Consider the following 8,358-nt stretch of genomic DNA (forward strand, 5'->3'; position numbering starts at 1 on the left):
TGTACGGACAAGCTAGTCTGTGTCCTTGACGATCACTCAAGTCCAGCCTGGACTGGACCGGCCAGCAGTAAGAATGGAGACGCAGTGGAGCTCCTACTACTGACCTCCGATCCCAATCCGGAGGGCGTTCTGCCGTCCCTCGCTCTCCTGGCGCATCACGTACGCCCGGTACCCACCGAGGTGTCCTCGCTGCTCGAAGCCGGCTCGGCGGACATCGCACTGGTCGACGCTCGTACGGACCTGGCCGCCGCTCGTGGTCTGTGTCGCCTGTTGGGAAGTACCGGATCGGCCATCCCCGTCGTCGCGGTGCTCACCGAGGGTGGGCTCGTCGCGGTGAATTCCGACTGGGGTCTCGACGACATCCTGCTCCCCGGTACCGGCCCCGCAGAGCTCGACGCTCGGCTGCGGTTGCTGGTCGGCCGTAGTGGAGGGGTTGCCAGCCCGGAGACCTCGGGCAAGATCACGCTCGGCGAACTGGTCATCGACGAAGGTACTTACACCGCGCGGCTGCGAGGTCGTCCGCTCGACCTCACATACAAGGAATTCGAGCTGCTGAAGTACCTGGCTCAGCATGCGGGTCGGGTCTTCACTCGCGCCCAGCTCCTGCAGGAGGTGTGGGGCTACGACTTCTTCGGTGGCACGCGCACCGTCGACGTCCACGTTCGACGCCTGCGCGCCAAGCTCGGTACCGAGTACGAGTCGCTCATCGGAACGGTGCGCAACGTGGGATACAAGGCGGTTCGACCCGCGCGCAACGCCAAGGGCGGACCGGTGGTCTCGGACGCTGCCGGCGGGGATTCCGACGATGCGGATTTCGAGTTCGAGCAAGAGAGTACTCTCTCGTAGATGAATTCGGATCCTGCGTTCGACGTCCACCCCATCGACGGCGACGCACCGTCTTCGCGCGTTTCCTACGAGATTCATCAGATCCTCTCCCGTGCAACGGAAGTCGACGGCACTGCGCCTTTGTCCGAGCAGGCCGTGAAGGCTGTCGACCGAGGTGACGACGTCGTTCGTCTGGTCTCCACCGAAGGTGATCGTGTCGTCGGCTACGTCGGAATCGCCGACGGGATGGCCGAGGCCGTCGTCGATCCTCCGTTCCGCGGTCACGGAGTGGGACGCGAATTGGTTTCTCGCGCACTCGAAATCGGCTCCGGTACCCGTATCTGGGCGCACGGCAACCTGCCGGCGGCGCAGTCGGTCGCGGCGCGGCTCGGGTTGCAGGTGGTTCGCGAGCTGCTGCAGATGCGTCGCGCGTCCGCGCATCCCGATCTTCCGGATGTAGTTGTGCCGGAAGGTATTTCACTTCGAACGTATCGTGGGCATCAGGACGATGCCGAGCTGCTGCGGGTCAACAATGCGGCCTTCTCCTGGCACCCCGAACAGGGTGGCTGGACCGATCGCGACATCGCCTCGCGCCGCGACGAATCGTGGTTCGATCCGGCGGGCCTCTTCCTGGCCTTCGAGGAGGGCAGTGACCGGCTCCTCGGCTTCCACTGGACGAAGGTCCACCCGGCCGAGGGTGTGGAACCGGCCATCGGTGAGGTCTATGTGGTCGGTATCGATCCGCAGTCGCAGGGTCGTGGTCTCGGTCGAGTGCTCACGCTGGCCGGCCTGCACTATCTGCACAGCAGAGAACTCGGCCAGATCATGCTGTACGTCGAGGCCGACAACACCGCTGCCGTGCACACCTACAGCAAGCTGGGCTTCGAGAACTACCACGTGGATGCCGCATACGCTCGCAGCGTCTGAACGGACATTTCAGACTGCGGTGTTCATCTCCCGTTCACCCACGCGGGGGTAAACGTCTACCACCTGCCCCTACCTTTCTCCATGGGCGGCAACCTACGCCGCCTGGTGCGAGGTTTCTTTCGAGCCGGCACCCACACAGTCACAGCGCGGCCGATCAGGTCCGAGCCGTGGACACGGCCCAAGATTCCTCGGAGGAAACAGGTGAACCTCAAGCGCAACGGTGCTCTCATGAGTGCAGTGGCCATCAGCGCCATGTTGCTGACCGCATGCGGTAGCGACGCGAACGTCGAAACCGTCGGCGCGGACGATTCTTCCGCCTCGTGCGAGGGCAAGTCTCCGCTCACAGGCGAAGGATCGTCTGCTCAGCAGAACGCGATGTCCAACTTCACCTCGGTCTACTCGAGCGTCTGCTCGGGCAAGTCCGTCGAGTACACCACCAGTGGCTCGGGCAACGGTCGTACGCAGTTCGTCGCCGGTCTGGTCGACTTCGCCGGCTCCGACTCCGCGATCAAGGACGAGCAGGCAGCCGAGGCGGCCACCCGCTGCGACAGCAACCCGGCATGGAACCTGCCGCTGGTCTTCGGGCCCGTCGCAGTGGCCTACAACCTCGACGGCGTCGACAGCCTGGTGCTCACACCCGATGTCACCGCACGGATGTTCACCGGCCAGATCACCACCTGGAACGATCCCGCGATCGCCGCCCTCAACGAAGGCGTCGACCTGCCGTCCACCCCGGTCACCCCGGTCTACCGCTCCGATTCCTCGGGCACCAGCGACAACTTCCAGCGCTTCCTGTCCGACGCTGCCCCGGAGGCATGGACCCTCGATCACAGCTCCGACTGGGCCGGCGGCGTCGGCGAAGGTGCCAACGGCTCCTCGGGCGTCGCCCAGGCCGTGTCCGGGACTCCCGGCTCGATCACGTACGTCGAGTTCGGCTTCGTCGAGCAGGAAGGCCTCAGCGCCGCGAACATCGACTTCGGCAATGGCCCGGTCGAGCTGAGCACCGAGAGTGCTGCCGCCGCCATCGACGCCGTGACCTTCTCCGGTGAAGGCAACGACCTGGTGCTCGACCTCGACACGCTGTACGCCAGCAACGAGGCCGACAGCTACCCGTTGGTGCTCGCCACCTACGAGATCGTCTGCTCGGCGGGCTACGACGCCGACACCTCGGCAGCAGTCAAGTCGTTCCTGCTCAGCGCCGCGAACGAGGGCCAGCAGGGCCTCGAGGAAGCCGGCTACGTGCCGCTGCCGGACCGCTTCAAGGAGCGTCTGATCACCGCCATCGAAGCAATCGCCTGATTAAATGAGACGTAATCCTGCTTCGGCTCGCGGCAACGCGAGTCGAAGCAGGACCGTCCTCGACCTCCACACGAGACAGTGAGCGGTATGAGCGACACCCACTCGATGACCGGCGTCCCCTCCGCGGCTTCTGTGCCCTCCGCGGGTGCCGCGCACAAACCGGAAGAACCACAATTGTCAGACAAGAAGAAATCGGGGACCGTCACCCGCCCCGGTGACAGGATCTTCTCCGGCCTCGCCACGGGCTCGGGTATCTTCATCATCGCCCTGATCGCCGCTGTCGGCATCTTCCTGATCTGGCGCGCGATCCCCTCACTGTCGAACAACACGGTCAACTTCCTGACCTACAACGGTGCCTGGGACACGACCAACACCTCGGCCATGGTGTTCGGTGTTCTCGATCTGTTCCTGGTCACCGTCACGGTGTCCCTGTTCGCGCTGGTCCTCGCGATGCCTGTCGCCCTCGGCATCGCCATCTATCTGACGAACTACGCGCCCAAGCGAGTGGCGGGACCGCTCGGTTACGTCATCGACCTGCTGGCCGCAGTCCCGTCGATCGTCTTCGGTCTCTGGGGCCTGTACGTCCTCGCGCCGGTGATCAGCCCGTTCGCCGAGTGGCTCAACACCAACCTGGGTTGGTTCCCGCTCTTCGGTACCGGGTCGGTCTCCATCGCCGGCGGCGGCACCATCTTCACCGGCGGCATCGTGCTCGCCGTCATGATCCTGCCGATCATCGCTGCCGTGACCCGCGAGGTGTTCATGCAGACGCCGAAGGGGCAGATCGAAGCCGCTCTCGCGCTCGGGGCCACTCGCTGGGAGGTCGTGCGCACCACGGTCATTCCGTTCGGAAAGTCCGGTTACGTCAGTGGCTCCATGCTCGGCCTCGGCCGCGCTCTCGGTGAGACCATCGCGCTCTACATCATCATTCGCAGTACCCAGTCGACCTTCGGCGGAACGTTGTTCGACGGCGGTTCCACCTTCGCCACGAAGATCGCGCTGGCCGCGGGCGAGTTCAACAACCCGCTCCAAGCCGGTGCCTACATCGCCGCGGGTCTGGTGCTCTTCGTCCTGACCTTCGTCGTCAACGCCGGTGCTCGCGCCGCCATCGCCGGAAAGAAGGACTGACCCATGACCGCAACCATGGACAAGCCCGTAAAGGAACCCACCTTCCAGGGCGTCAGCGCTCGGCGTAAGGCGTCCAACCTGTCGGCGACGATCCTCGTCAGCCTCTCGGTGCTGGTGGCTCTCGTCCCGTTGATCTGGGTGCTCTACACGGTGATCTCCCGCGGACTGTCCGCAGTCGTGTCGCCCACCTGGTGGCAGAACTCGCAGGCCGGCGTCACCCAGTTCATCGCAGGTGGCGGTGCGTACCACGCCATCGTCGGAACGCTCCTGCAAGGACTGTTCTGCGCCGTCATCTCCATCCCGATCGGCATCTTCGTCGCCATCTACCTCGTCGAGTACGGCGTGGGCACGCGCCTGGCCCGAGTCACCACCTTCATGGTCGACATCCTCACCGGTGTGCCGTCCATCGTCGCGGCCCTGTTCATCTACGCGCTGTGGATCGCCACCTTCGGATTCCAGCGATCCGGTGTGGCGGTCGCATTCGCCCTCGTGCTGCTGATGATTCCCGTGATCGTGCGCTCGGCCGAGGAAATGCTGCGCATCGTTCCTCAGGATCTGCGCGAGGCGTCCTACGCGCTCGGCGTGCCGAAGTGGAAGACAATCGCCAAGATCGTCATCCCCACGGCACTGTCCGGCATCGTCACCGGCATCATGCTCGCCCTGGCCCGCGTGATGGGTGAGACGGCACCCGTGCTGATCCTGGTGGGATCTGCCACCGCCATCAACTTCAACATTTTCGAGGGGCCGCAGACGTCTCTGCCGCTCATGATGGTCGACCTGCAGAAAGCAGGAACCGGCGTGCTCACCGCTGAGCGCATGTGGGGAGCAGCCCTGACGCTGATCCTGATCGTCGCAATACTCAACATCGGCGCGAAGTTGGTCTCGAAGTTCTTCTCGCCCAAGAACTTCTGACCCACCCGACTCCAGCGAATCCTAAGGAACGAAGAACATGGCAAAGCGTCTCGATCTCAAGGACGTCAACATCTACTACGGCAAGTTCCATGCCGTCTCCGACGTCACTCTGGCCGTACCGCCGCGCAGCGTCACCGCGTTCATCGGACCGTCCGGCTGCGGTAAGTCGACCGTCCTGCGTTCGCTCAACCGCATGCACGAGGTGACCCCCGGTGCACGCGTCGAAGGTTCCGTGCTGCTCGACGGCGAGGACATCTACGGCAGTGGCGTCGACCCGGTGGGTGTGCGCCGCACCATCGGCATGGTCTTCCAGCGCCCCAACCCCTTCCCGACGATGTCGATCCGCGACAACGTCGTCGCCGGCCTGAAGTTGCAGGGCGGCCGCGGCAAGAAGGAACTCGACGAGATCGCCGAGCGCTCGCTCAAGGGTGCCAACCTCTGGAACGAGGTCAAGGACCGCCTCGACAAGCCCGGAGGCGGCCTCTCCGGCGGACAGCAGCAGCGTCTGTGCATCGCTCGTGCGATCGCCGTCTCGCCCGACGTTCTGCTGATGGACGAGCCCTGCTCGGCTCTCGACCCCATCTCCACTCTCGCCATCGAGGATCTGATCCAGGAACTCAAGCAGGACTTCACGATCGTGATCGTCACGCACAACATGCAGCAGGCCGCACGGGTGAGCGATCAGACCGGCTTCTTCAACCTCGAGGCGACCGGCAAGCCCGGCAAGCTCATCGAGATCGACGACACCGAGAAGATCTTCTCCAATCCGACGCAGAAGGCCACCGAGGACTACATCTCCGGCCGCTTCGGATAACCACACACGAACACGAGAACCCCCGTCGAGCGAAAGCTCGGCGGGGGTTCTTTCGTGCGTGTCTGCGCTCGTTGTTCCGACGAGAAAGCCGAGTAGCGCTGCAGCGCAGCGCCACTCGGTCTCGGCGAGGGTGGGTACTACGAAGTGGGGATGTTGTTGTGGCTCAGGTCGACGGGTAGCTCACCGGTCACCAGGAAGATCACTCGACGGCCGACCTCGACAGCGTGATCGGCGAAGCGCTCGTAGAAGCGTCCGAGCAGGGTCACGTCCACCGCAGCAGCGACGCCGTGGCTCCACTCGCGGTCCATCAGCACCGTGAAGAGGTGACGGTGCAGATCGTCCATCGCCTCGTCCTCCTCCTGCAGCTTCGCAGCGCGCTCGGGATCGCGGGTCTCGAGGACCTCACGGGCCGACGCGCCGATCTGAACGGCGAGGCGACCCATCTCGGCGAAGTACCCGTTGACGACCTCGGGGAGAGCATGGTTCGGGTGCCTGCGACGAGTGATCTTGGCGACGTGCAGTGCGAGTGCGCCCATGCGATCGATGTCGGCGACGATCTGGATGCCGGCCACCACCGAACGGAGGTCGCCTGCGACCGGAGCCTGCAGGGCGAGAAGGGTGAAGGCCTTCTCCTCGCACACCGCACTGAGCTCGGTGATCCTGTCGTGTTCGGAAATGACCTGCTCGGCGAGTACCAGGTCTGCTTGAAGGAGGGACTGCGTGGCCTTTTCCATGGCCGCACCAGCCAGGCTCGCCATCTCTCCGAGGAGATCGGCAAGCTCGTTCATCTGTTCGTTGTAGGCGACGCGCATGAGCGAAGTTTAGTGGGTCACACCGACCAGTTCCCTGTCCCGAGGGTTAACGGAGCATGAATGAACTCAGGCGCACGTGTCGTCGGCGGCGTTGGTGTACGAGAGATCCTCCGGAAGGGGCGCACTCTGGGTGGTGCCCTCGACCTGAGTGGGATCGATTTGGGTGCCGAATGCCGTCGGGAACTGGGTGTATCCGGGATAGTTCGAGCCGAGCACCACCTCGACGACGTTGTTCAGGCTCGGTGCCAGCTCGATGGCCGCGCCGGGTATCGCCGACGCGACGGTCGCCGCAGCCGCCTCCTGATCCTGGGAGTAGCGCACCACGGTCTGGGCCGCGGTGCCCGAGAAGTTGCCGACCGTCAGGATCTGGAATCCGTAGACCGCGAGTTCGTCGGATGCCGTCTGAGCCATCCCGGCGATGTCGGATGCGTTGGACACCTGCAGGGAGACGGTTGCCGGATCGACGGCCAACAGCGGCGCGTCGGGTACGGCGGCAGGTGCGGGCTCTTCGGGTGTCACCGGCTCCGCGCGTTCCTCACCGGGCAACGGAGCGTCGTCGATGATGGCCTGGAAGATCGCACCGATCGCGTCGTCGTTGGGGATCTCGTTGCCGTAGTCGTTGGTGCCGGTGGTGGGAATGGTCAGGAAGGTCACCGCACCGGCGTCCACGTTCTGCAGCGAGCGCCCCAGCGTCACCAGGTCCTGAGTCTTGACGTTCTCCACGAAGGTGTCCGAGGTGAACGCGTTGACGAATCCGTTGAGCTTGCCGGGATCGAGCAGCACGTTGTTCGAGAGCGCGGACCTCAGAAGCGACGACAGGAAACGCTGCTGTCGCTTGATGCGGCCGTAGTCGCCGTTGCCCTCGGACTCGACGTTGCGCGCTCGAACGTAGTTCAGTGCGGTGCGGCCGTCGATGCGCTGTGTTCCGACGTTGGGGAGGACGTCACCCAATTCGTAGTCGATCAGCGGCTGCGCGGTGCAGACCTCGACGCCACCGACCTCGTCGACCATGGACTCGAATCCGGCGAAGTCCATCCCGACGAAGTGTCCGATACGCAGGCCGGAGATCTTCTGGATGGTCTTGACCAGACACTTGGGGCCGCCGAGAGCATAGGTGGCGTTGAGCTTGTCGCCGTATGCCTCGGGGAACATCTCTCCGGTGTAGGTATTGGTGTCGTTGTCGAACTGCTCGCATTCCGGCCGCGTCACATCGAGATCACGGGGAAACGAGACGGCGACGACGCGGCTGCGGTCGGCCGGGATGTTGACGAGCATGACCGTGTCCGAACGGGCTCCCTCGGCGTCGGCGACGGTGCCGGCACCCACCTCGCCGCTGGCCCCGGTGCGGGTGTCGGTGCCCACGATCAGGTACGTCTCGTCGCCGTATTGGCCTTCGGCGTCGACGACGTCGGGTGCGGATGATCGGCCGAAGCCTGGTCTCTCTCGTCGCGATCCTGGCGGTGGCCCTGACCGGAGTGGTGTGGGGATATCTCCGCAACACCGATCAGGGATTTCTACAGGTCGCCGCACTCGATCCCGATTCGACCGACGTCGTCGACGCCGAAGGCCAATACGGCGACGAGACGTACCTGATCGTGGGCACCGACACCCGCACCGGGGCCAGCGGCGAGGTGGGTGCCGGCA

The 8,358-nt window shown here is 64.5% G+C and carries 8 protein-coding genes; 6 read left to right on the forward strand and 2 right to left on the reverse strand.

Going from position 1 to position 8,358, the window contains the following annotated elements; translation table 11 throughout:
• Positions 1-84: 84 nt before the first annotated feature.
• From CH256_RS03760 to pstB, 6 genes are all read left to right on the forward strand, one after another.
• On the forward strand, positions 85-846 hold the full coding sequence (locus CH256_RS03760; protein WP_068049874.1) for a winged helix-turn-helix transcriptional regulator: 762 nt from the start codon (positions 85-87) through the stop codon (positions 844-846).
• Positions 847-1,752 carry a mycothiol synthase gene (gene mshD, locus CH256_RS03765; protein ID WP_068049868.1) on the forward strand — a complete coding sequence of 302 codons (906 nt, stop codon included), beginning with the start codon at positions 847-849 and terminating at the stop codon, positions 1,750-1,752. It abuts the gene before it with no gap.
• Between the two features lie 201 nt (positions 1,753-1,953).
• Positions 1,954-3,051, forward strand: a complete 1,098-nt coding sequence (gene pstS / locus CH256_RS03770; RefSeq protein WP_094639307.1) for a phosphate ABC transporter substrate-binding protein PstS — start codon at positions 1,954-1,956, stop codon at positions 3,049-3,051.
• Between the two features lie 87 nt (positions 3,052-3,138).
• Positions 3,139-4,176 (forward strand): phosphate ABC transporter permease subunit PstC, encoded by a 1,038-nt coding sequence (gene pstC, locus CH256_RS03775; RefSeq protein ID WP_094639308.1) that lies wholly within the window; start codon positions 3,139-3,141, stop codon positions 4,174-4,176.
• Between the two features lie 3 nt (positions 4,177-4,179).
• Positions 4,180-5,088, forward strand: a complete 909-nt coding sequence (pstA, locus tag CH256_RS03780) for a phosphate ABC transporter permease PstA (protein ID WP_068049866.1) — start codon at positions 4,180-4,182, stop codon at positions 5,086-5,088.
• A 37-nt stretch (positions 5,089-5,125) separates the two neighbouring features.
• Positions 5,126-5,902: a phosphate ABC transporter ATP-binding protein PstB gene (gene pstB / locus CH256_RS03785; protein WP_032395896.1), complete on the forward strand. Its 777-nt coding sequence runs from the start codon at positions 5,126-5,128 to the stop codon at positions 5,900-5,902.
• 137 nt (positions 5,903-6,039) lie between these two features.
• On the opposite strand, the gene phoU is transcribed toward pstB, so the two are convergent.
• On the reverse strand, positions 6,040-6,714 hold the full coding sequence (phoU, locus tag CH256_RS03790) for a phosphate signaling complex protein PhoU (RefSeq protein ID WP_094639310.1): 675 nt from the start codon (positions 6,712-6,714) through the stop codon (positions 6,040-6,042).
• Between the two features lie 66 nt (positions 6,715-6,780).
• The coding region (locus CH256_RS03795; RefSeq protein ID WP_256989350.1) for an LCP family protein at positions 6,781-8,358 on the reverse strand (1,578 nt) is incomplete at its 5' end.

The organism is Rhodococcus sp. 05-2254-6, assembly GCF_002258565.1.
In the GTDB taxonomy this organism is placed as follows: domain Bacteria; phylum Actinomycetota; class Actinomycetes; order Mycobacteriales; family Mycobacteriaceae; genus Rhodococcoides.